This window comes from Paenibacillus sp. JT22N12, from assembly GCF_056269365.1.
Window position 1 is genome coordinate 457,767 of the sequence record NZ_JBWDNU010000001.1, and the last position, 22,530, is coordinate 480,296.

General features: G+C 51.2%; 24 protein-coding genes. 7 read left to right on the top strand and 17 right to left on the bottom strand.

The features are described 5' to 3' along the window. Window positions 1-25 precede the first annotated feature (25 nt). The 10 genes from AC0YOA_RS01895 to AC0YOA_RS01940 all read right to left on the bottom strand — a co-directional run bounded on the left by AC0YOA_RS01895 (window position 26) and on the right by AC0YOA_RS01940 (window position 11,164). Window positions 26-2,233, bottom strand: a complete 2,208-nt coding sequence (locus AC0YOA_RS01895) for a helix-turn-helix domain-containing protein (RefSeq protein ID WP_475785157.1) — start codon at window positions 2,231-2,233, stop codon at window positions 26-28. A gap of 76 nt (window positions 2,234-2,309) precedes the next feature. Further along, window positions 2,310-3,929 carry a type 2 periplasmic-binding domain-containing protein gene (locus AC0YOA_RS01900; RefSeq protein ID WP_475785158.1) on the bottom strand — a complete coding sequence of 540 codons (1,620 nt, stop codon included), beginning with the start codon at window positions 3,927-3,929 and terminating at the stop codon, window positions 2,310-2,312. Between the two features lie 23 nt (window positions 3,930-3,952). Further along, window positions 3,953-4,849 (bottom strand): carbohydrate ABC transporter permease, encoded by an 897-nt coding sequence (locus AC0YOA_RS01905; RefSeq protein ID WP_475785159.1) that lies wholly within the window; start codon window positions 4,847-4,849, stop codon window positions 3,953-3,955. A gap of 21 nt (window positions 4,850-4,870) precedes the next feature. Beyond that, complete coding sequence (locus AC0YOA_RS01910; protein ID WP_475785160.1) at window positions 4,871-5,830, bottom strand: ABC transporter permease; 960 nt, start codon at window positions 5,828-5,830, stop codon at window positions 4,871-4,873. Between the two features lie 39 nt (window positions 5,831-5,869). Beyond that, window positions 5,870-6,673 carry a sugar phosphate isomerase/epimerase family protein gene (locus AC0YOA_RS01915; RefSeq protein ID WP_475785161.1) on the bottom strand — a complete coding sequence of 268 codons (804 nt, stop codon included), beginning with the start codon at window positions 6,671-6,673 and terminating at the stop codon, window positions 5,870-5,872. A gap of 1 nt (window position 6,674) precedes the next feature. Continuing rightward, window positions 6,675-7,571 (bottom strand): sugar phosphate isomerase/epimerase family protein, encoded by an 897-nt coding sequence (locus AC0YOA_RS01920; RefSeq protein WP_475785162.1) that lies wholly within the window; start codon window positions 7,569-7,571, stop codon window positions 6,675-6,677. 27 nt (window positions 7,572-7,598) lie between these two features. After that, on the bottom strand, window positions 7,599-8,396 hold the full coding sequence (locus tag AC0YOA_RS01925) for an alpha/beta fold hydrolase (protein ID WP_475785163.1): 798 nt from the start codon (window positions 8,394-8,396) through the stop codon (window positions 7,599-7,601). A gap of 6 nt (window positions 8,397-8,402) precedes the next feature. Continuing rightward, window positions 8,403-9,254, bottom strand: a complete 852-nt coding sequence (locus AC0YOA_RS01930) for a sugar phosphate isomerase/epimerase family protein (protein WP_475785164.1) — start codon at window positions 9,252-9,254, stop codon at window positions 8,403-8,405. Between the two features lie 4 nt (window positions 9,255-9,258). After that, complete coding sequence (locus tag AC0YOA_RS01935) at window positions 9,259-10,251, bottom strand: zinc-dependent alcohol dehydrogenase (protein WP_475785165.1); 993 nt, start codon at window positions 10,249-10,251, stop codon at window positions 9,259-9,261. 31 nt (window positions 10,252-10,282) lie between these two features. Then, on the bottom strand, window positions 10,283-11,164 hold the full coding sequence (locus AC0YOA_RS01940; RefSeq protein ID WP_475785166.1) for a sugar phosphate isomerase/epimerase family protein: 882 nt from the start codon (window positions 11,162-11,164) through the stop codon (window positions 10,283-10,285). Window positions 11,165-11,549: 385 nt separating this feature from the next. Here AC0YOA_RS01940 and AC0YOA_RS01945 point away from each other — a divergent pair, with 385 nt between their 5' ends. Both AC0YOA_RS01945 and AC0YOA_RS01950 read left to right on the top strand, forming a co-directional pair. Then, window positions 11,550-12,257 carry a DUF421 domain-containing protein gene (locus AC0YOA_RS01945; protein WP_475785167.1) on the top strand — a complete coding sequence of 236 codons (708 nt, stop codon included), beginning with the start codon at window positions 11,550-11,552 and terminating at the stop codon, window positions 12,255-12,257. Between the two features lie 128 nt (window positions 12,258-12,385). After that, window positions 12,386-12,766 (top strand): LysM peptidoglycan-binding domain-containing protein, encoded by a 381-nt coding sequence (locus AC0YOA_RS01950; protein WP_475766415.1) that lies wholly within the window; start codon window positions 12,386-12,388, stop codon window positions 12,764-12,766. A gap of 90 nt (window positions 12,767-12,856) precedes the next feature. On the opposite strand, the gene AC0YOA_RS01955 is transcribed toward AC0YOA_RS01950, so the two are convergent. The 4 genes from AC0YOA_RS01955 to AC0YOA_RS01970 all read right to left on the bottom strand — a co-directional run bounded on the left by AC0YOA_RS01955 (window position 12,857) and on the right by AC0YOA_RS01970 (window position 16,154). Next, window positions 12,857-13,633, bottom strand: a complete 777-nt coding sequence (locus tag AC0YOA_RS01955) for a phytanoyl-CoA dioxygenase family protein (RefSeq protein WP_475785168.1) — start codon at window positions 13,631-13,633, stop codon at window positions 12,857-12,859. Window positions 13,634-13,746: 113 nt separating this feature from the next. Next, on the bottom strand, window positions 13,747-14,619 hold the full coding sequence (locus AC0YOA_RS01960; RefSeq protein WP_475785169.1) for a helix-turn-helix domain-containing protein: 873 nt from the start codon (window positions 14,617-14,619) through the stop codon (window positions 13,747-13,749). A 65-nt stretch (window positions 14,620-14,684) separates the two neighbouring features. Further along, window positions 14,685-15,542: an aminoglycoside 6-adenylyltransferase gene (gene ant(6), locus AC0YOA_RS01965; protein ID WP_475785170.1), complete on the bottom strand. Its 858-nt coding sequence runs from the start codon at window positions 15,540-15,542 to the stop codon at window positions 14,685-14,687. Between the two features lie 30 nt (window positions 15,543-15,572). Continuing rightward, window positions 15,573-16,154 carry a GNAT family N-acetyltransferase gene (locus AC0YOA_RS01970; RefSeq protein ID WP_475785171.1) on the bottom strand — a complete coding sequence of 194 codons (582 nt, stop codon included), beginning with the start codon at window positions 16,152-16,154 and terminating at the stop codon, window positions 15,573-15,575. 163 nt (window positions 16,155-16,317) lie between these two features. Between AC0YOA_RS01970 and AC0YOA_RS01975 the strand changes: the two genes are divergently transcribed. Both AC0YOA_RS01975 and AC0YOA_RS01980 read left to right on the top strand, forming a co-directional pair. Beyond that, entirely contained in the window at window positions 16,318-16,812 is a 495-nt protein-coding gene (locus AC0YOA_RS01975; RefSeq protein WP_475785172.1) for a DUF2243 domain-containing protein, read from the top strand. 7 nt (window positions 16,813-16,819) lie between these two features. Then, entirely contained in the window at window positions 16,820-17,602 is a 783-nt protein-coding gene (locus tag AC0YOA_RS01980; protein ID WP_475785173.1) for a cytochrome c oxidase assembly protein, read from the top strand. A 101-nt stretch (window positions 17,603-17,703) separates the two neighbouring features. On the opposite strand, the gene AC0YOA_RS01985 is transcribed toward AC0YOA_RS01980, so the two are convergent. Then, window positions 17,704-18,108: a hypothetical protein gene (locus AC0YOA_RS01985; RefSeq protein ID WP_475785174.1), complete on the bottom strand. Its 405-nt coding sequence runs from the start codon at window positions 18,106-18,108 to the stop codon at window positions 17,704-17,706. A 456-nt stretch (window positions 18,109-18,564) separates the two neighbouring features. Between AC0YOA_RS01985 and AC0YOA_RS01990 the strand changes: the two genes are divergently transcribed. From AC0YOA_RS01990 to AC0YOA_RS02000, 3 genes are all read left to right on the top strand, one after another. Further along, on the top strand, window positions 18,565-19,458 hold the full coding sequence (locus tag AC0YOA_RS01990) for a DUF4183 domain-containing protein (RefSeq protein ID WP_475785175.1): 894 nt from the start codon (window positions 18,565-18,567) through the stop codon (window positions 19,456-19,458). An 87-nt stretch (window positions 19,459-19,545) separates the two neighbouring features. After that, complete coding sequence (locus AC0YOA_RS01995) at window positions 19,546-19,830, top strand: DUF4183 domain-containing protein (RefSeq protein WP_475785176.1); 285 nt, start codon at window positions 19,546-19,548, stop codon at window positions 19,828-19,830. 87 nt (window positions 19,831-19,917) lie between these two features. Beyond that, a complete protein-coding gene (locus AC0YOA_RS02000; RefSeq protein ID WP_475766401.1) occupies window positions 19,918-20,349 on the top strand; it encodes a hypothetical protein in 432 nt (143 codons plus the stop codon). A 307-nt stretch (window positions 20,350-20,656) separates the two neighbouring features. On the opposite strand, the gene AC0YOA_RS02005 is transcribed toward AC0YOA_RS02000, so the two are convergent. Both AC0YOA_RS02005 and AC0YOA_RS02010 read right to left on the bottom strand, forming a co-directional pair. Further along, complete coding sequence (locus AC0YOA_RS02005; RefSeq protein ID WP_475785177.1) at window positions 20,657-21,532, bottom strand: PHP domain-containing protein; 876 nt, start codon at window positions 21,530-21,532, stop codon at window positions 20,657-20,659. 20 nt (window positions 21,533-21,552) lie between these two features. Further along, complete coding sequence (locus AC0YOA_RS02010) at window positions 21,553-22,524, bottom strand: sugar phosphate isomerase/epimerase family protein (protein ID WP_475785178.1); 972 nt, start codon at window positions 22,522-22,524, stop codon at window positions 21,553-21,555. Window positions 22,525-22,530 lie beyond the last annotated feature (6 nt).

Consider the following 22,530-nt stretch of genomic DNA (forward strand, 5'->3'; position numbering starts at 1 on the left):
CATTTCTAAAAAATCAGAACCTCCGCTATTGCTCCTTCTGTTTACGGTAATCACCCGGCGACACCGATGTCACTTTTTTGAAAGCCCGCGTAAAGGAAATGACGCTCTGATAGCCGGCTTTTCCCGCGATGGACTGGATCGGGTCGGGCGTAGTCCGAAGCAGCTGCTTGGCATATTCAATCCGCAGCCGGATCAAGAAATCCATGAAGCCTTCACCGAACTTCTCTTTAAACAATTGGCTGAGGTATTTCGGATTCAAGCCGAACTCTTCTTTCAGACGCTCAAGAGAAAGATCGGGATTGGTGAAATTCATTTCTATATATACCCGCATCTCCAGCAGAAGATGATGATGATTGTTCGCGCTGTGGGCGCTGCCAATCTTCTCTCCGATTTCATATAATATACTGAAGAACGGAAGCTGGATATCCTGCAGCGTCTCTGCAGTATCGAGTACATCCGTGAGGAGCGGCATCCCCTTGTCTCTCCATGGCTTCTGATATTCCGGAGCAAGCTCGCTGATTGTTCTGTCCAGCTGGAAAATCAGATAGTTCAGCAGGCTTATCACATCATCCGCCGACAAGTGATCGGAATGGAAATCATCAAAAAGCTGCTTGAAGGTCTGACCCCATCCGGCCGCGCCAATTCGAAAGTCCTGGGCCAGCGAGCGGATCGGCTGCAAATAGGTGAACAGCTCGGCACCCTGCCTGACATTCGTTTCCGCAAGCAGAATGACCGTGCCCAGCCCTCTGAAAAATTTGGTTTTGAGCGCCTGAAGCGCTTCCTGGTACGATTCCGCGATTTGATCATGATGACTCACCATAGCGCCCATGCCTACCGTAACGGTTAAGGGCAGATGATGGGTCACCCACTCGAGGAATTCCCCGCAGGCCTGCCGGGTTCTCTCCGTGCCCGCATGCTCGGACTGGAGCACAATGCAGATCAGCCTTTTGCCGGATACCCATTCACTCCAGCAGGACAAGGAATAATTATGGAAGATCTCGGTGGCGCTGTTATGAATGGCGTATTTAAACAGAAATTGATCCCGTTTGGTAAAGCTGCGGTTGAATACGGCATAGTTGTCGATCTCAATGGCGAGCACCTGGGCTCCCTGTAGCGCCTCCGGCAGATTGTACTTGGCCATCTCGTCAGCCCATTCGTCTTCACGGATGTGGCGGATCCCTTCAATCACTTCATATAGAAAATGTTTTTTACGGAGTGTAATCTCTTCTTCCTGCTGCTTCTCCATTATTGTGGAACGTTTCTTTAAATCTTCAATGGCGGATTCGATAAGCATAAACTCATTGGTTCCTGTTTTGATCGGCTTGCCGGTGCCAAGAGATTGGATTTGGGATACGACATTCTCCAGCGGCCGGTAATTGCGCCGGGTTACATAGACAATCGCAACGAGGCCCAGAATGACTGTAATCGCACCCAGGATAATCCAGAATTTCGATGCCTCGAAAGCAAATTTGCTGAAAGCGCCGTTCACCAATCCGCTGCGGAATGTCCAATTCAGATAGTCGGACCTGGTTTCCGACAACATCTGGTGATCATTCAGATTGCCGCCATTCCCAAGGATGTCCGTATCGTCGGCGCCGGCGACGGACACGAAGCTGACCTCTGGGTTATAGGTTTGCTCCACCAGCAATCGAAGCGTATCCACCTTCACATTGGCGACGACGAGACAACGCTCTCCAAGAGGAGTAAAATAGCTTCTTGCCAGTGTAACCATATTTTTCGGCGTGGACTGGGCAAACTCCTGGTAGCTATGGGGAGATGTCCATTTCATGGAGCCTGTGGACTGCTCCATCTCACGAATATACGCGTTTTCCGGGAAGTCGTCCTCACTGAACATATATCGCTCCGTCAGAACGATCTCATCCTGGGACCGCACCAGATAAATCGAATCAACGAGGGGATTCTGCCTCTTGAACGTCTCAATTTCCTTCAGCATTTCCTTATTCAGTACCACATTCTGCTTGCTCTTCGACTGAAAGAACTGATTCAATACCTTATTGTTGAGCGTAAAGTCAACAAGCGCATAATCGATTCCATTGAGCGAATTCTCGACTTTATTCATCGCCAGCAGATTCAACACATGGTTCGCCTTTACTGCATCCCTCTTCGATTGCGCGCCCAGTTCCTGAAAAAAGATAAAAAACAGGAAGGATGAGATGAAGAGAAGGATCGGCAAATACGATAAGAGCATGCGGTAATACCAGGGTCGTTTCATCGGCGCACCTCATAAGGGAATGAATGCGGATAACGAGTCTGCCGCGCGGCAGACCCGTTATCTCTATTTTTTGCTGTTATGATTTATACTGCTCATCGTAAGCTTTTTGATTGGCCTCGATATATTTCACCAGTCCGAGACCATCGAAGCCTTTCACGTAGTCATCCCAGCTTTTATCCAGATCCTTATTGCCCGTAATAAATTGAAGCGCATTCGTGCTGATATAGCTCATGATATCGGTCTTCATCTGTGCAATATTCTGCGCTTCCTCAGGATTGTACCAAATCGCTTGCGGGAAGGTCTCTTTCGGCTTGAACGGCACGAGCTTGTCGGTCTGAAGGGCGAGATATTTCTCGAAACCGTCCGGTTTGGTGATATCCTGCCCCTGAACGTTGGCATTAAAGAGCTCGGCCGGCGTATACTTCAAGTTGTTATCCCAGGTTACGCTGCGTTTATCCTTGCGCGTGTAAGCCTCGATTCCTTGATAAATGGCGGGGTTTCCGTCAATTCCCTTCTCATCCGGCTTGGCGTCGAACCAGCCGATATCCTTGGGACCATACATGGAATCAAGCGCGCCTTCCTGCGAGAAGAAGTAATCCACGATTTTTATGGCGGCAATCTGCTGCTCTTCACTGGCAATATTCGTGACCGCAAATTGCGCGTCTCCGACGCTTCCGCCAAAATAACCGGTGAGCTGTACGCCGCCCGGCCCCTTGATCGGCGGAACGACTTCATACTGCGTCCATCTGGCGTCATCCGTAATGGTTGGAACGCAGCATCCGCCGGTGAAAGCGCCTACAATTATCGTGTCGGGGTTGTCAGTCACCTTCTGCAGGCCTTCCAAATTCTGCGTATACGCCTGCGGGTCAATCAAACCTTCCTGGTAAAGCTTCTTGACATAGGCCAAGCCTTCTTTCCATTCCGGCTTGTTGGCGGAGATATCCACAACTCCATCATTCAGAGTCAGGAAGGTCTCATCCGTCGCATAGATGAACGCATTCATCAGGTAATAGGTAGGCTCGCCATGCCACCACTTCGTGGCGCCGGTAAGCGGAATTTCATCCTCAAGCCCATTGCCGTTGGGGTCCTGCTCTTGAAACGCCTTCAATACCTTGTACAGCTCATCGGTCGTCGTCGGCATTTGCAGATTCAGTTTCTGAAGCCACTCTTTATTGATATACATTTTCTGCGAGTAATCGCAGTGGTAGCATTCCTCGAGTCCCGGCAAAGCATAGATATTTCCATCGGGAGCGGTCACGCCCTTAAGCAGATAAGGCGATTTCTCGAATGCGGCCTGGATGTTCGGTCCATACTGCTCAATCAGCTTGTTTAACGGAAGCAGGATTCCGCTTTGGCCATACTTGATTTGATCGTTCTGGTTAAATTGGCCTCCGAAGAAAATCGGCGGGTAGTTGCCGCTGGCCAGCAGCACATTTTGCTTCTCGAGCACCGCATCGGCCGGCGCAAGGGTCCATTTGATATCCACATTGAATTTTTCCGCAATCAGCTTCGTCAAGTCATTATCATCATAATCCTGAATGGCGGAGGACTGCAATGTAAATGCGGGAAGCGAAATCCTGCCCTCTGCAGAAGCCGGAGTATTGCCTCCTGTGTCCTCGCCGGTGCCGGCTCCTGAATTTGAGCATGCGCTTAAGACCAGCATGGCAGCCAGTAACAATCCGAATATTTTGGTCATGAACTGTAACCCTCCCTCTCGAATTAACCTTTCAAAGAGCCGATCATCATGCCTTTGACGAAATATTTCTGAATAAACGGATAGAAGATCAGGACAGGCAGGCTTGCCACTACAATCAGCGCATATTTAAGCAGTGCCGCGATCTCCTGCAAAGCCATCATGCGTTCGGGATCAGCCATTATCTTCCCGGGCTGCGTGTTCAGAATCAGAATATTCCGCAGAATCAGCTGGAGCGGAAACAAATGATCCGAGTTCAGATAGATCATCGCATCGAAATAGGCGTTCCAGTTATTTACCCCGTAAATCAGGACGAGCACAGCAAGAATGGGCTTCGCAAGAGGCAGCACAATGCGCCAGAATATCCCGATTTCACTGCATCCATCCAGTTCAGCGGCTTCATATAGTTCATCCGGAACGCTCGTCTGGAAGAAAGTCCGGGCGACGATAACCTGGAACACCGCAAGCGCTCCCGGAAGAATGAGCGCCCATCTCGTATCGAGTATGCCAAGTGACTTGACAACCAAGTACGTCGGGATAAGGCCGCCGCCGAAAAACATGGTGAATACCAGCAAGCCCGTGATCAGCCCCCTTCCATAAAGCTGCTTGCGGGCGAGCGGATAAGCGACCATAACTGTCAGGGAAACCTGAAACAGCAAACCGGCTATGGTGTAAAAAATAGAATTCAGATAACCCGTCAGCAGCTGTGAGCTTGCAAAGATCGCTTTGTACGCGGCAAGTGTGGGCTCAACCGGGAAAATGGAGACCCTTCCGGCAACAACCGCATTGGAATCGCTGAACGATGAGCTGAGAACATTGAGCAGCGGATAAGCAATAATAATCAGAATCAGAATCAACACGGCATAGATCAATCCCAGAAAGATCCGGTCAGACGGGCTTTCCTTGATTTTAATGCCAGACATCGATGCGCCTCCCTTCACCATCTACCATAAACTGTGCTCCGAGAACCGCCGGGCGATCCAGTTAACCAGAATAAGAAGAATGAATGTAATGACCGAGTTGAATACGCCGATTGCCGTGGAATAGCTGTAATTGGCATTCATTAATCCTACTTTGTAGACGTAGGTTGCGATCACTTCCGAGCCTGGAAGATTAAGCGAGTTTTGCAGCAGATATGTCTTTTCGAAACCCACATTCAGCACATCCCCCGTACTGAGAATCAGGAGGACGATGATCGCCGGCATGATCCCCGGAATATCCACATGAAGCATTTTTTTGAAACGCGACGCCCCATCCACTCTCGCCGCCTCATACAGATCGGGATTGATGCCCGATAGTGCCGCCAGGTAGATAATGGAGGCATAGCCCATATGCTGCCACATATCCGTGAGGGCATAGACATATTTGAAATCCTGGGCCAGCCCCAAATAATTGACCGCCTTCATGCCAAGCAGCTTGAACAGCTTGCCGATCTCTCCCGTTGGCGCAAGGAAGAGCAGAATCATGCCGGACATGACGACCGTTGAGATAAAATGAGGGGCGTATGTGACCATTTGAACGGTTTTCTTGAAAAAACCGGTCCGGATTTCATTCAGAAATAACGCCAGGATAATCGGTGCCGGAAAATTGAACAGCAGTGTGACCAGGCTGATCTGCAGGGTGTTCCTGAGAATCGGCCAGAAGTTGGGGGAACCAAAGAACTGCTGAAAGTGCTGCAGCCCTACCCAATCGCTCCCCCACATCCCCTTGGCGATATTGTAGTTTTTGAAAGCGATCTGTACACCCAGCATGGGAATATATTTGAAGATGATAATATAAGCCAGCGGCAAAAGCACAAGCAGATATAGCTGCCAGTACCTCGCAAGCCTTTTCTGGATCAGATTTGTCTTCCCGGTACCAGGGTTAACGGCGGTGATGCCGGCATGGTCCGCATTTGCTGCCATCGCTGCTCCTCCTCTCGAAGAATTTCTTGTGCGGCCTGCCTAGCTAAGCCCCTCTTCCATATATCTTCCATTCTGGACAGCAGCCCTGTCCGGATCTGCTTCCGCCTGTTCGGATTCTTCTTCAACCATAATCCAGCCGTCATACCCGCTCTCTCTCAGGAAAGCCGTGATTCCGGGATGGTCAATAACGCCCTCTCCCATAGCCCGCCACTGCCTGCCCCGGGAAATATCCTTGAAATGCACATGGCGGATTAGAGAAGCATGTGCGCGGAATACGTCCAATACCTCCATTCCGCCATTGGCAATATGACCGGAATCCGGACAATATCCCACATAGCGGGTATCCAGGCCGGCAAACATGACAGCATAATCCGCTTCCGTGAGAAAGACCGAACCGGGCGGAGAATTGGGATGGAACGCGCAGATAATTCCTCTGCCGCTGGCCCGTCTGGCTACAGCGTTGATGCACTGGAGCGCATTATGGCGCCGTTCGTCGAGGTTGGAGCGGTCAGAGCCGGGAAGCTGAACGAGAATGAGCTTGGCCTGCGGAAAATGGTCCAAATAATCAAGCAGCCGCTCCGCCTCCGCTGCTTCCTCCTCCGTCTCTTCGGGGTGAAGCCAGGGAAGCGCCAGCGTGAGAGCCGCGAGCTTAAGCTCTCTATTCCCCAATGCCTCTTGAAGCAGCCTTGGATCCTCATAGAAGGAACCGAGCATACAGACCTCCGCTTCGACTCCGCTGAAGCCGGATTTCTGGATGGTATCCAAAATCTCGGCGAATGAATTCTTGTATCTGTCATACGACATCTGCCAGGTATAGGTCTGGCATCCGAACTGAACCGGCATCTTATCCCGCCTCCCTGATACGTTCCCGGATGAAGGCTATTGCCTGCCTTCCCCACTCTTCCACTTCCGCATTAAAGCAAAAGTCCACGCACCACCATTCCATAGTCTCAATGGCAGGCTTCAGCTCAGCGAGGATTTCGGGGAAGTCGATCAGGCCCGCGCCGAAGGCGGCATGCGTACTGGTCTCATCGTCATGCAGAGTGCCGTCCGAGTCGATCAGGTGAAAATGTCCGATATGACCTTTCAATAACCGGGCATATTCGGCTATCCCGCCGGGAAGAAGCTCCTTCGCTCCAGCGTGCCTGGCTCCGACTGTGCCGCTCATATAAGCATGACTCGTGTCAAACAGGACCTTGAAGGCCGGGTGATCCACCGTCTCCACCAGCCGCCTGACTTCGCTTGGCTTGTTCAACCAGAAGCCGGGCTCGAATTCCCAGACGATCCGCATGCCCGCTTCCTCTGCCAGTGCCCCAGAATCACGCCATGTCACGGCAAGCCGGTGAAACCGTTCCTCATATTCCCGCTCGTCAAGACGACCGGGAGGGCTGACCGTATCGACTCGAATGGTCGAAATCCCCAAATCTCTGGAGAAATCAATATAGCTCTTCAAACGCTCAAGGTACGACTCTTTCGAGACAAGCGCCGGGGGAACCTTGGTGAAATCAGGCGCATAGCCGGAGATACCCAATCCGCGAGCTTCGATTTCATCGAGCAGTTCAAGCCGGCTCCCGCGGGTGGGGTGACTCTCAGGTGTCGGATGGGGAGCGAAGCCGTTGATTTCCACGCCGTCGAAGCCGGCTTCTCGGGCATATTGCAGAATTCTGCTGAACGGCCAGGGCGACGACGCGAACGGTCCGAACGCGAATGCCCACGAGCCGATTGATAATTTAGGATGCAAGAGCTTAACCTCCTTTGCTGCTATTCTTTATGCTTGAAGAAGAAATGCCAGCGTGGTCCGGTTGAATTCGTCCAGCTTCTCCCAGTGGTGGGTGTGGCCGGCGCCTGCGAATACGGCAAGCTCGGCGCCGGGAATGCCCGATGCAATCGCTGCGGAATAATGAAGCGGTGTGAACAGGTCGATATCGCCTGAAGTGACCAGCACGGGAGCCTCAATCGCATGCAGGCGGTCCCGGGTGTCGTGGGCAATACAAGCATCACATTGGGCCTGAAACGAGTGAAGCGGCATGGGATTGGGATCGGACAAGCCTGCTTTCTCTCTTTGCAGCAGGTCGTCAAGCCTGTTATTATGCCACTCAGGCGTAAAGATCCAAAGCTGCAGCAGACGATTGAAAGCGACCGGATCGCAAGCGGCACGAAGCGAGCGGAATGCTTGGAAGATCCGTTTGGTGTAGATGTCGCACCGGTCCCAGGATGCGATAAGCGTAAGCGAGCGAATTCTGCCAGGCTCGAGCAGAGCCAGCTCCTGGGCAATTCCGCTGCCCATCGAGATGCCGGATACATGCGCCTTCCCGATCTGCAGCGCCTTCATCAGACCGGCGGTATCCTCCGCCATCATCCGGGTACTGTATGCACCTTCCGGTTTGCCGGACCGGCCTGCCCCGCGGTTATCCACGAGGATGCAGCGGAAATGGCGTTCGTAAGCCTTCACATGATCCTCCCAGGCCGATCCGTCCGCACCCAGGCCCATCAGTAGAATCAGCGGCTCGCCGCTTCCCCGCTCCTCGTAATGCATATCAATGCCATTCGTTCTCACGCTTGGCATAACCGTTCACCTCGCTTTCAAATGATTGCGGATAAAGTCAATTCCGAGTCTTGCCGCGTCATCGTTATGCTCGGAGAAGGAGCGCCACAGATGCAGTCTGGAGATCAATCCGGGCACGGTCATCCCGAATGCTTCAATCGTCAGCCAATCATCGTATCCAATCTGATCAAGCGCCTGGAATATCCCTGGACTAATGGCATGACCGCTCCCGGGTACACCGCGGTTGTTCTCCGATATATGGACATGTTTGATCGACGGCCCCGTGTTTCGCCAGGCTTCTGCTACGTCATTCTCTTCGATATTGCCGTGATGGGTATCCGCCAGCAAGCCTACATTCGGAAGAGCCACCTCACGGACGAACCGGGCTCCCTCCGCCATTGTATTGACCAGATACATTTCAAAACGGTTAAGCGGCTCCAGGGCGAGCGTAACCCCAAGAGAATCGGCATACTTGCCGGCTTCCCGCAGCGTCTCCACTGCGAAGCCCCATTCGTCCTTCTCCGGAGCGCGTCCGGTAAAGCGTCCGAGCCCCTGAAACAGAGGGCCGCACATCAAATCCGCACCGGCGGCTTTCGTATGATCGATGCTTCGTTTCAAGGCGTCCACAGCAGCCTGCCTGAGCGGCGCAGCCCGGCTTGCCGGATCGGCCTCAGCCGCATCCAGAGCGGAGATCGTGGTCCGCTTCAAGTCCAGCTCATCCAGCGCTGCACCTAATGCGATGGCGGTCTCATCAGTCAATCCGTCGACCGGGATTTCGACGCCGTCGAAGCCCCACTCCTTGATTTGGCGAAATAATGCGGCATGCCGGACCGCATCGGGTGAATCTGTCCACAGCAGCAAATTGACGCCGATTTTCATCGAATCACTCCCAGGGCTTCAGGATGATTTTGCCGTTAAGCTGGGAAGCCGACATTTCGAAGGCTTCCTGGATATTGCTCATCGGAATGACGTGGGTAATGAACGTATCCAGCAATGGCGAGTTTTGAATCACCTGCATGATTTTCGGGAAATGATTGATGTTGTAGTGCCAGGAGCCCGTTAGGGAAATGCCTTTGCGAATCAGGTCGGGGCTGATCCGGATCGGGGTCTCTGCCCCGCACTCCCCGACGAAGCAGACCTGGCCCATTCTCTTGACGGCGTCGATCTGCAGACGGTGCGCCGCGACAACGCCGGAGCATTCAATTCCACAGTCAGGCCCTCTGCCGCCGGTTAACGCTTTAATCTTCTGCACAGCTTCAGGATCGCGCGGATCGATAATGTGATCGACGCCCAGTTCTCTGGCCAGATTGATCCGGTATTCCTGCATTTCAACGGCAATGGCGGTCGCCCCGCGGTACTTGGCGTTCAGGACAGAACCCAGGCCTACCGGACCAAGCCCGGTTATCAATACCGTTGTGAAGGCATCGACACCCATGCGCTCGAACGCGCCGTGAGACGGCCCCAGCCCGCAGCAGGCGAGACTTGCCTTTTCATAAGAAACGCCGTCCGGGATTTTGGGCAGCAGCGCGGAAGGCTTGGCGATATACTGGCTCATGGTTGCCGCATGGACATCCAGATTATGCTCGCAATGAATGTAGTCCCCCTGCACGCAAAGCCCGCATTCTCCGCATGGATACTGCGGCATGACGACGACACGGTCGCCCGGCTTCACCGTACTCCCCGGAGCGGTCTGAACAACCTCGCCCGCTGCTTCGTGGCCTAGACAATCGCTCTCATGCCCATGCACGAAGCCCTTATATTCGGCGCACATCGGCGCGGCGTGAATTTTAACCAGCGCCCACCCCTCACGGAGCTCAGGCATTTCCTTATCCACCAGTACCGCTTGCCTTTCACTTATGATTGCCGCTTGTTTCATCTTTTCTCACTCCCCCTAATGTCGGACAGGTTCATATCGTGTTATGCGTTTGGCCGAAGAGCTCCCGCTTCTCCCCATGCTTGAATGTGAGTCCGAGCTGCTCTGCGTTGCCGAAAATATAATCCAGTGCGGCAGGGAGCTCATCTTCGCTTAAATGCTCGATCATGAGCGGCGGCTCCTGAGGCAGCCTGCTCAGCTGCGTTAAATACTCATCATAATCCAATGTCCCATTTCCCAAATACGTTTCCGTGATCTGAGTTGTGGCATGATGGACCAGGTTGGTGTCTTTAGCATGACAGCTGACAATGTAAGGGCCAAGCTTTTCGAAGCATTCGCGGATAAAATCTCCATTGTAATAAACTCTTCTCGGATCGGAGGTCATATTAACCGGATCCAGATGAACGGCAAATGCGTCGCGGTTAATTTCTTTCATCATCCGCAAATACAGATCCGGATTATCCGGCAGAACGTAGGACTCCGTCTCCAGAACCAGCTTGGTCCGGCGCGGCTGCACTTCATCGATGATGCGCTGGATCACCCGAATGTTATGCTCAATGTTCGCCTCCGCAAAATTGTCCTTGTGGCTCATTACGCATCCCATATTGTTGTAGCTGCCCCCGTGCATGACACAGCAGACCGTTTCCATTTCCTCCGCCTGACGGAGGCGGGTCATGATTTCGGCAATGTTCTTCTCCTGCCTGGCAATATCGGGATCGGAAATATTAATGCAATACGCACCTAACTCCGCCAGCACGATATCCGCCTCTCTGAACGCCTGTTTGTACTCTTCCCGTTCGTTACCGTCTGCAATATAGCTGCAGTATGCGGCGGAATAGCCCAGCCGCTGGTGAATCTTCACAAGCCTGGCCGGATCTCTTTCTCCATGCTTGAAGATTGGACCGCCTAATCGCATTCGCTCATCCCCAGTCCTATATATATCGTTGTAACCGCTTGCAGATTGAGTATAGTGGGAAGCTCCGCATAAAAACAATTATCAATTTTCTGTTTCGAATCTATTAGTCAAAACCTTGCCGCGCATGGCTTTTTCAGGCAAACAAACCGATTTCCGCCGCTTAACAATTTGGCAAAAATATCCGTGGAGCTCCATCCGGTTCCGGCAGCTGCAGATCATGTAACGGATATGGAGGGCCCGATTTCTTTATAACGGTCAACGTATTACGTCTGTCGAGGTCTGAAACCAAGAGCAAGTGGAAATGTTGTATGTATGGTAGAGGTATCTGCGTCTACATTTTCGGTATCCGCAGCCTCTAAGAAGATTGTCAAGGAGTGAGCGGGAATTGCCGGCAAGCATTGAAGTTATTTTAAGAACCATCCTCACCGTTGTTATCGTCATCGTGATAGCCCGGGTCGTGGGAAAACAGGCCATATCCCAGATGGGCTCTTATGATTTTGCCTTTGTCATCATATTGGGATCGATTGCGGGCAACCTGGCCTTCAACCTCAAAATAGGCACATGGTATTTCGTTGTTTCCTTGGTCACATTTGGCGCAGCGTCCTTTCTGCTGTCATTATGGATCATTAAATCAAGAACTGTGAGAAAATGGATTTCCGGACAACCGACCGTTGTCATTGAGCGAGGTAAGATTCTCGAACAAAATCTGAAAAAAATCTATTATTCATTGGACACATTGAACCAGGAATTAAGACTGAAGGACATCTTCAATATTGAGGAGGTGGAGTATGCGGTGCTTGAGTTGAACGGGGAGCTGTCCGTCCTGAAGAAACCGGAATTCCGCCAGGTTGTCCAAAAGGATTTATCCCTTGCTCCACAGCCGACTGCAAACTTCCCCATTGAATTGATTATGGACGGGGAACTGATCGGGCAGAATCTGAAGGAGAATGACTTAAAGGCATGGCTGGATCAGGAGCTGAAGAAGCGTAAGCTGAAAATCCCCGATATTTTCTATGCCGTGAAGAGCTCAAGCGGAAATTTCTATTGGGATGTCTATCGGGACGGGATTAAGAATCCTGTTGATACAGAGTAGCCTAAGCATCCGGCTGCGGTTCCTGTAAGACTTGGCCCGAACAAGCCCAATTTTGAAGATATTGTCACGAATCGCTTCCAGGATAATATCTTATATAGTCAAATGACTATTTTTTGGAGGTTATCTTAATGGATCGTGGATTTTTTCCTGGTGGTGGTTTTGGTGGAGGTTTTGGCCGTCGTCCTTTCTTTCGTCCCTTTGCTCACCCTTTTTTCCCTGGTCGTTCCTTGTTTCCGTTCTTCTTCCTGTCTCCGTTCGTTTTTCCTTTCTTCAGGGACGGAAACCCGGATGACATGTTGTTCGCGCAGCATCAGGCTCAGCCTGGAGACACATTAGCCGCTGTCGGCCACAAATACAACATGCCTCACTCCATTATGGAGGAAGCCAACCCGCATATTACCAATCCTAACCAATTGAGGGCCGGCGAAATGGTGAATATCCCCCGTATCTCCCATATGGTTTGTCAGAAGACCTACAATGAGATGCCGACTCCCATGAATCAAGGCTAGTATTCGGACCCGCTGAAAATGTCAAACAAGACCTTGCCGCCAAGTCTTGTTTGACATGATTCAGGGATCAGATGCTCCAAGGCTCCGTTTCTAGCAATGCTCGCGGGGAACGAAACCGGTATAGACGGATTTGCCGTCCTTGGCTATAAGCGGACCGTTATTAAACACATGGCCTGTTTTCGGATTCTTCGCGCCGTCAACCGAGTATTGGATGACATAGGCTTTGCGGGTTGCACTGCTGAGATTGGGCCTGCTGCGGTGGAACAACAGGGAATGGAACACCACCATGCTCCCCTTCTTCAACTCGACCGGTTCGCCCTCAATATCGCCATAGTAGCAAATCCAGCCGAGATCTGTTTTGATATGGGGCACAAACCCTTTCTTATGCGTACCCGGCTGTATCCAGATGCAGCCGTTCTCAATCGTCGCGTCATCGAGCGCAAGCCAGCAGGTTACATAATGAACGGGATCGGTCGGGACGTACCCGTTGTCCTGATGCCAGGGAAAATCTTTGTCGGCTTCCGGCCTTTTGTATACGGATTGATCCCAGTACAGCTTCGTGTCAGGCCCGAGAATCGCTGTTGTAATATCGACGAACCGTTGATCGACTGTGAAGCGCTGCAGCTCAGGGCGGAGAAAATTGATATTCCCATTAAAGTTGATCTTGCCTGCCACATTAATAAAGTCCTGCCCCTTCTCGAGCAGCGCCTTCTCCGATTCCGCATCGAGCTCATCGATAATGCCGCGGATCTCATCCATTTCATAACCGGAGAATAATTGGTCGAAAATGATAAAGCCTTTCTCCTCGTACTGCTTCATCTGCTTATCCGTAATGCTGACGGTCCTGCCTGGATCGACTGATGCCATTGCGCGCTCGCTCCCTTGTCATGGATAGAATTTGTTTCATGTCCTCATTATCCCCCCCTGCCTCTTTGTTCTCAATGAAGCGGTTCCGCCTCTTATTGTATTTTTTCCTCCTTTTATATGCCTCGCCCGCCCGTATTCCCGTATGGATTCTCCGCCTGCAAAATGCGGACGGATTCACGGTACTCGCCGGGCTGGACCCCATATGCGCGCTTGAACTGCCTGGACAAATATGATGCGTCTGTCATTCCGCATTGCGATGCGATGGATTCAAGCGTGGCTTCGGTCCGTTCCAGCAGCTGCCTGGACCGTTTCAACCTCATGTCGCGGAGCATCTGCATCGGCGTCAAGCCGTACCGCTGCCCGAAAGCCTTATCCAGATAATTGGGACTGAGACGTACCGCCGCGCCCAGCTCCTCGCGCCCGAGCTTCTCATGCAGCCGGTGCGTCATCAGCCCGATGAGCCGGCCGAACCGGTCCTTCACGGAATCGTAAGCCTCGGGACGCTCCGGACAGCCGGCCCGCTCCCAGCCGGCCAGAATCATCTCTGTCAGCTGCAGCATGCAGGAAGACAGCTTCAGCTCCCAGAACGCCTCATCTTTCTTCTCCCAGATCTGCTGCAGCCGGTGGAACAGCGCTTCGAACCGCCCGGGATCGGACGGGGTGATGACCGGCGCAATCCGGCATAACTGCAGCAGATCCAAATGATGCGAGCAGAAAACAGCAGCCTGCATCCACAAATGAGTCCCTTTTGTCTCCGCTTTCTCCGTAAACGGCAGATCGGGCGGATGGAGCATCACATCTCCCGCGCGCGCCGGATATGATACGCCTCCTGTTCCCGTGATGACGCCGCCTTCCTTGATATAACTGATGATCCAATTGGGAAATTGGCGGTCAATCAAATCGAGATTCGAATAAGAGGCGGTATTGACGGAATAAAGCTTCACAGACCAGGGACCCTGCAGCCATTCCATCCGCTTCATAGACATTGCAAATCAGCTCCATTCTAAACCGCCTGCTGAAAAAGGCGGGTTATCCCGTCCATAAATGGTTTCTATCTGTTCAATGAATGATAAATATGTTCAGTATACCTGGTGATGGCTTCATCATAATCCGGATACTTATATCCGAGACTTTCCCCCACGGCTTTTGAGTATTTTCTGAACAACCCGTAACAAGTGAATAAAGACTGCCACATGTTTTGGCAGCCGTTCCCGGAATAAGTGGACAGCAAAGCTTCCCAATCCTCTTGGGGAAGATAACGGTCAATAAATTTATAGTTTTTCCCCACGCTGAAGGAGTAACCTTGCTCCGAACCGATCTGCCAGGACATCATTCTTAACAAATTAGGCCGGGCAATCCCGTTTAAATGGTCAATGGCAAATAGGATTTCTTTTCGCGCCAATCCTTTTACGACGTAAGTCGAAACCATCCAGAATTCATTACAGCAATCATCAAATTCTCTTGCGGTGGGCTTCTTGATCCAATATTGACGGTCACTTACCATCACCTCCATTTTGACAAGACCATCCTTATCAAGCAGGACCTCTGCTAAACCGTCGCCATTGGTAAAATAATCTTCCGTTTCGTTTATTGGAATCAGGGTCAGATCTACTTTGTTGCCGTCTTCAAAGAGAATGATATACGAAAACCAATTGCCTAGTTCTGCGGGAAAAAGCTCCATATCCTCGGGTTTTTGCATCATTGCGCGTTTTCCGAAAATATTCAGCCATTGATCACTTTCTTTGAAAGTATCCATGTCCGTCACAAAATATGAAATATCATAATCCTGGAAGGTATCGTGTGGAATGTTTTTGTTCGTACGCGATCCTTCCAGCGTCACCAGTCGGATTCTGTTATCATTCGCAGCATAATCAACAAGCATATTCATCATTTCTTGTTCACTTCTCACTGAATTCACCCTCCATCGATGACCGGGACTTCAATAAAGGCCATCCTTGTTCTTCCCGGTAAATTCATCCTTCGTCAGTCCGAACAAAATGACATCCAGGTATTGGCCGTTTGAATAGATGGCCTGCCTCCGTATGCCTTCCTGCGAGCAGCCCAGCTTCGTCAACATTTTGATTGAAGCTTCGTTTCCCTGGAGCACATAATCGTTGAATTTATTCAGCCTCCGTTCGAGAAAGGCATACCGCAGAAGAATGATCAACGCCCTTGTGCCGTAGCCTTTGCCGCGGTGATCCCGGTCAATCTGGATGCCGATACTGAATGTCCCGTTTCGCTCGTCGATGCTGTTCAGGTTGATGCCCCCAACATTTTCATTGTTCAAGTTTTCGATCGTAAACATGATACGTTGATTGTCCGGGGAGAAATCGGCGTTGGAATCCGCGAATTTCCTCGCCTCGGCAATCGTCGGCGGCAGCTCGACGGCACACTCAAGCAGACGCCTGGCCGGAGTGTCAAACCGGTTGATGTAATGCCCCTCCCAGTCTTCAGGCTCTATGCCGCGCAATCTGATTTCTTCATCCTGCCAGAAGTAACTTTCATATTGTATTTCCCGCATGGCTTCCTCCGATCATGGATCGTAAATGTAATTTTGTGATTTATACAAAATTCAATATCGAAGCTGCAAACCCTCTTCCCTTTTATGGATAGGTGGATGGATTAAGGGCAATAAAAGAGTATAGGAAAGTAAAATATCGACAATAAAGGAGCTTGTTTACGCCATGTCTAAGGATCCTGCACCGTCAACCCGATCAAAGGATAAAGCATATGCGGCACGTTCTGCCCGTAACTTATGGTCAGGTGTTTTATTCGGTTTTGGCATTGTCGCTTTTATGGATGAGACTGTATTTCATCAACTCCTCCATTGGCATCATTTTTACGATAAATCGACGACGGGGGCCGGTCTGGTTTCAGATGGTCTCTTTCATGCATTCAGCTGGTTCGCTACGATAGCCTCTTTGTTTATGTTGGCCGATCTCAGGCGGCATCAAGTCTTGCGGATCAAACGCTGGTGGGGCGGCGTGTTCCTGGGTGCGGGGATTTTTCAACTCTATGATGGACTGATTCAGCACAAACTTATGAGACTGCATCAGATTCGGTATAACGTTGATATTATTCCTTACGATTTGACATGGAACATCATTGCCGCGCTGTTGATAGTAACCGGCATTCTGCTTATTGTCCGAACAAGAAACACCTCCCTTCCGGAGGGATGATGCTAATATGTACAATATGATCGAACATCATGAGCAAAGCGGAGATTTTCCGTATAAACCGATGCTCGTAGCCTTGATTTTTTTCGTCATTACGATCCTGTATATCGGAGCTGTTGTTGTTTCCAATCGCCATTATCGCAAATGGCCGAGGTACCGTATTTATTGCTGGTGTGCGGGTGTATGGTGTGCAGCCTTGGCTATTATCGGACCTTTGGCTGATCGCGGGCATACGGATTTTACGGCACATATGACGGGTCATCTGCTGCTGGGCATGCTGGCTCCCCTGCTTATGGTACTGGCCGCTCCCGCAGCATTGGTATTGCGTTCATTAAAAATATCGTCAGCCCGGCGGTTCTCTCGTATATTAAAAAGCCGGTTTATGCATTTTTTTATGCATCCTTTTACTGCTTCCCTCCTCGACATTGGAGGACTATGGGTGCTTTATACAACCGGCTTGTACGAGGCCATGCATAAAAACATGCTTATTAATACAGCCGTACATATCCATGTTTTTCTGGCCGGTTATCTGTTTACCGCGTCGATTATTTATATGAATCCCGTTTCTCATCGTTTCAGCTTTAAATACCGGGCATCCATGCTGATTATGGCGTTTGCCGGACATAGTATACTATCGAAAATCATATATGCTTCCCCTCAGGAGGGAGTACCGATTGAGCAGGTCAAAAATGGTGCGCAATTCATGTATTTCGGCGGCGACGCCATCGAATTGCTGATGATCACGATATTTTGCTATCAGTGGTATAAAGGAGCCGTTCTCCGAAATCAATGAAATGGCTGCCCTGTCCGCCGGCAGCAATGGCTGCCGGCAAGAAACCTCCGGCAGCCGTCAGTAGACTCTATTAAGCTTGTGTTCTCACTTGGGGCTTCCCTTTACTCGTCCATTTTCACAACCGATTTGATAAAGCCTTCCGGCTTCGTTCTTATCGCTTCGAAGGCTTGATCGACCTCGTCCAACCCGTAAACATGGGTAACCAGATCCCTCATGTTCAGCTTGCCGCCAGCAATAAGCTTGAGTCCCGCTTCCATCTGCCTGATCAGGACCTGGTCCCTGCGTTCATGCGCATTAATAACGGTAATTGCCTTCCAATTCCATAATTCCATATTCACATTGCGCATTCCGCCATGCCCCTGATGATAGCCAACAACGTTGTAGTCGCGAAAGGCCATCTGCATGCCCACAATGGGGAGATATTTAAAAATAATAATGTACAGCACGGGCGGAAAGACCAGGACATAAAAGTGCCAGTGCTTTCTCATCAATCGTAAGTTATTCAAGGACCCATTCCCCCCTTATTCCCGGAACGTTTCAAAACAGGATGGTGCATTTGATAAAACATGGCGCAATTCAAAATGAGAGCCGGCAATCGTTGCGATCCATGTTGAAGACGCTTTCAATAACGGCAGGCTTGTCATTCTCTACGGGCATCCTCCCTTTCGAACTCTCATTTGATAAATGACGGATTGCTTTCATTCTATAATCTTTCTAATTAAAATTCTTCTATAACTTTGATGTAACTTATGGTATTTTGATATCTCTCTTCAGGTACGCAAGGGCCAATAAATGAATAAAGAAAGTTAGGGTCTGTTAGGTGGATGTACATCCCTTTATTCCGCAAATGACATAGTATAAAAATATGTGGGAGTTTTAGCAAGTTCTGGATTCGAATCAAGGACATGAATGGAATTTTAATTCGAGGAGTCATCAAGATCCTTTAAGGAGTTGCCCTGAAATTGAAGTCCAAAATCTTCACTCCGAAAAGAACAGGAAAAAATAAGGTTTTCATCATGACGCCAATCACAGGCAGGACAACTTCACAGCAAAAGGTTCTTCCCATTTCTCACAAATGGATGGATGATCATAGCTCCGTTACCGCTCATCTCATAAAGAAAAAAAAAGAACGCAAAAAAGCTGTTGCAAAAAGGAAGAGAAGAAATTCTGCAAGTACATCATGCCCAAGGCTGTCAGGAAAATCGCGATCACCCAAAGCCTCCAGAGCTACAAAAGTCAGCTGGACTTCCGGGTCAGTCAAGCATCAGGGGCTTCCTGGACTTCAAGGATCTCCCGGGCTTCAGGGCCTTCAAGGACCCCAGGGACTTCAAGGACTTCAAGGACCTCAGGGACTTCAGGGACTTCAAGGACCTTCGGGGCTTCAGGGGTCGCCTGGGCTTCAAGGATCTCCTGGACTTCAGGGGCCTCCTGGACTTCAGGGTTCGCCTGGACTTCAAGGGCCGCCCGGACTTCAAGGAACGCCAGGAATTCAGGGGCCGCCTGGACCTCAAGGGGCAACCGGGCCTCAGGGACTTCCCGGGTCGGGAACTATTCCAACTGTCACGATAACTCCGCTCGTTGAGCGATATCTTTATATTGTGCAGTCGGATACTGATCTTCCAGCCATTTTTCCAGCTGCTCTGTTCACAAACGACAATCAGGAGCCCGTGACGGCACTTGTTGAAGCGGGTCAAAATGGATACGCTAACCTCTACATCAACGGCCTCACCCAGGAAAGCAGTATGTATAATGCAAACAATATAGGTTTGCGTATAGAAGGGGATAATCAGACGATTTTTGCAGGTACGCCCATCCTTCTTGAAATCATTCGCTTCTTTGCCCAGGTAATCTCTTAAAATCAAGCAGATCCCCCTTATCATTAGCACTTCCTTTTATTCTACCTCCAGCATTTACTGATAGCGGTGATGATGGAGGTGATAGAGATGCCAATTACAAAACCATTTATGGCGGCAAGAAGATTCAGTGCCACAATAGGAGATGGAACCGGAGTAGGCGCGGCCTACAATATTCTGGCAACGGCCACTATTGATGACGCCGGTGTTGCTGCAACAGCTTTCCCAACCGCACCAGCCTATTACAATCTTTATATCAACGCGCAGATTCAAACAGCTGACACTTCAAGCGTTACCATTACTGCGATCACCATTCCGGACGGAGACACCCTTGATCCTGCGACACCTCTAGTAATCGAATTTGTTGTAAACTAATCTTTTGTGATGACGTGATGCCGACAATTCTTGCTTCCCGGGATTGTCGGCATTGTCATTTCAAACGCAGAAAGGAAATGAATCTAATTGCCGATCATATCCCCTATCTTCTCAATCATTTCCGGATTTATCTTTAATGTAAGTGCGCAAACAGTTCCTATAGAAAGCGATGTTATTTTTGACACTAATGGAATTCTTAATCCTGTCATTGCCCATACCCCCGGAACCTCTCAGATTACAGTTACAAGTCCCGGCAGCTACGAGATTACTTTTTCCGTATCCGGCGTGGAACCCAACCAATTCGGACTCTTCCTGAATGGCGCTCCGGTTGCGGGAACCGTGTATGGTTCAGGTGCCGGTACTCAGCTGAACTTCGGGCAAGCTCTGATCGCACTCATTGCCGGCGATGTTCTTACTCTGCGGAATCATAGTTCATCTGCTGCGGTAACCCTTCAGACATTGGCCGGCGGCACGCAAACAAACGTGAACGCTTCTGTCGTGATCAAAAGATTAAGTTAACCGTCCAATATGAATAGTCATACAGGCATGACAGCCCAGTTCGTTGCTGATATATACTTACGCATTCTTCGTCCAGGAGCGCAGCGTCTGCGTCACGTCGGATCAAGAGGAAATAACAAAAAAGTATGAAGCTCTGAAAAAGATTGTTGACTCTATCGCTGGGGGGGGGAAAGAATATTATCTCGAAGGATGCATTCCTGGGGAACACAAAAATCACGGGTATGATATTGCCTCAACCCACCGCGAAAATCAACAAACAGGAAGGCATGATTGCTCCCTCCTGTTTGAACGTATCGTATGCGACTTTCTAGCGAACCTTATTCAGCTGCACTTGTCCGCGCAGCGCCGCCATACATTCCGGACCCGCGTCGATGCTGCCAAGCGGCCATCCCGAATCGCCGTAGCCGCCATGAAAATCCGCTCCGCCGGTGACAATCAAGCCATGCTCGGCAGCAGCATGAAGCGCCCTGCCCCGGTCCTCCACGTTGTGCGAAGGATGATAGACCTCGATGCCCTGCAGGCCGCAGTCAACCCAGCCGGGGATCGCCTCGAAATTGCCCAGCTGGCCCGGATGAGCGAGCACCGGCACCCCGCCCGCCTCCAGCACGGCGCGGATCGCGTCCCGCGCATCGACGTAGCGCATCGGCATGTAGGCAATGCCGGGCTCACCCCGCTCGCCGCGGGAGAACAGCTTGCGGTACAGGTCGCCGAACAGCTCATCCGCATAGCCCAGATCCACCAGCGCATTCATAATATGCTGCTTGTAGACGGACGATCCGTCCGCCGCATAACGGCGGACGCCCTCCCACGTGATGCGGTAGCCCGCAGCGGCCAGTCTTTGCGTCATCTCCTGGGACAACCGGCTGCGCAGCTCCACGGTCGGAGCGCACAGCTGAGCGAGCGAAGAATGCTCAGGCTGGACGAACAGGCCGAGAATATGAGCCCGCCGCTTGCGGTCGAAGTCGTAGGCGGATATTTCAATGCCCGGCACGATCTCCACGCCAAGCTCCGCGCCAAGACGAAGCGCGGCCGGAACGGCGGCCGTCGTATCATGGTCGGTGATCGCAAGTGTCGCGACCCCCGCTTCCGCAGCCTGCCGGACCACTTCCTCCACGGAAAATGTATTATCCGAGGCGTTGGTGTGGCAGTGCAGGTCGGTTATACCCGTCGTTGCCTTCATCATAAGCGATTCACAGTCTCCTTTCAGCCGATTGCCGTATTGCGGTCCGGCATTTGCTCCGTCTGGGGCAGCATCCGCTCCATCCGTCCGATCAGCTGCGGCCATTCCTGTTCATACACTTCGCGCACCTCATGCATCAGGAAGCCCTTGAAGTACGGAGCCAGATGCGACGCAATTTCACGGAAAGGGACCTCGCCGCTGCCGATCGGCATATGCATATCGCCGCGGCCATGCGGAATCAGATCGTACTGGTTCTTCTCCAGCGAGAAATTCGGCTCTCCGAAGTTGTCGTGGACATGCAGATGGAATACGTAAGGCGCCATCGCCTCAAGCTCCTTCTGCCGGTCAAGCCCATACATCCGTTCTGCCAGCAGCAGATGTCCCGTGTCCAACGTAAGACCGACGCTGGCATGATCGATAAGCTTCATCTGCTCGGCCAGCAGTGCAGGCCGCACCGCATAGCAATAATGCGGGCAATCCAGATACGGCCGCATATTTTCCATCCCGATTCTCACGCCGTTCGAGCGGGCCAGGTCGCCGGCAATCCGCAGCTCCTCCCGCTCCCGCTCCAGCAGCAGCTCCTGCTCCCCCGCTGTATACACCGGCCATTCATGCCGGTATACCAGCTCTTCCTCGCCGACGAAGCGGGCGGGATGATAGGCCATCGCCGAAGCTCCCAGAGCGCCGCTGATCTCAATCGCGGCATGCAGCACCTGCCGCTCCTTGAGCAGCTCGCCCCTGCGGAACAAATTAATTTCGAACGGGGCATGGGTTGTAACCTGCAGGGAGAATTGCCTGAACAGCCGGACATAACGGTCCAATCTGTCTGTATTGAGCCGGCCGTTGATAATAATGTTCATTCCATGAATGGGCACCTCAACGGCCCCGAAGCCGAGCTCCTGAATTTTCGCCAGCTTTGCCTCCAAGCGGTCCGGAGCGTTCACCGTATCATTGGACAGCAGGCTGACGCCCATCGCTTCTATATGCATCTTCATGCACTT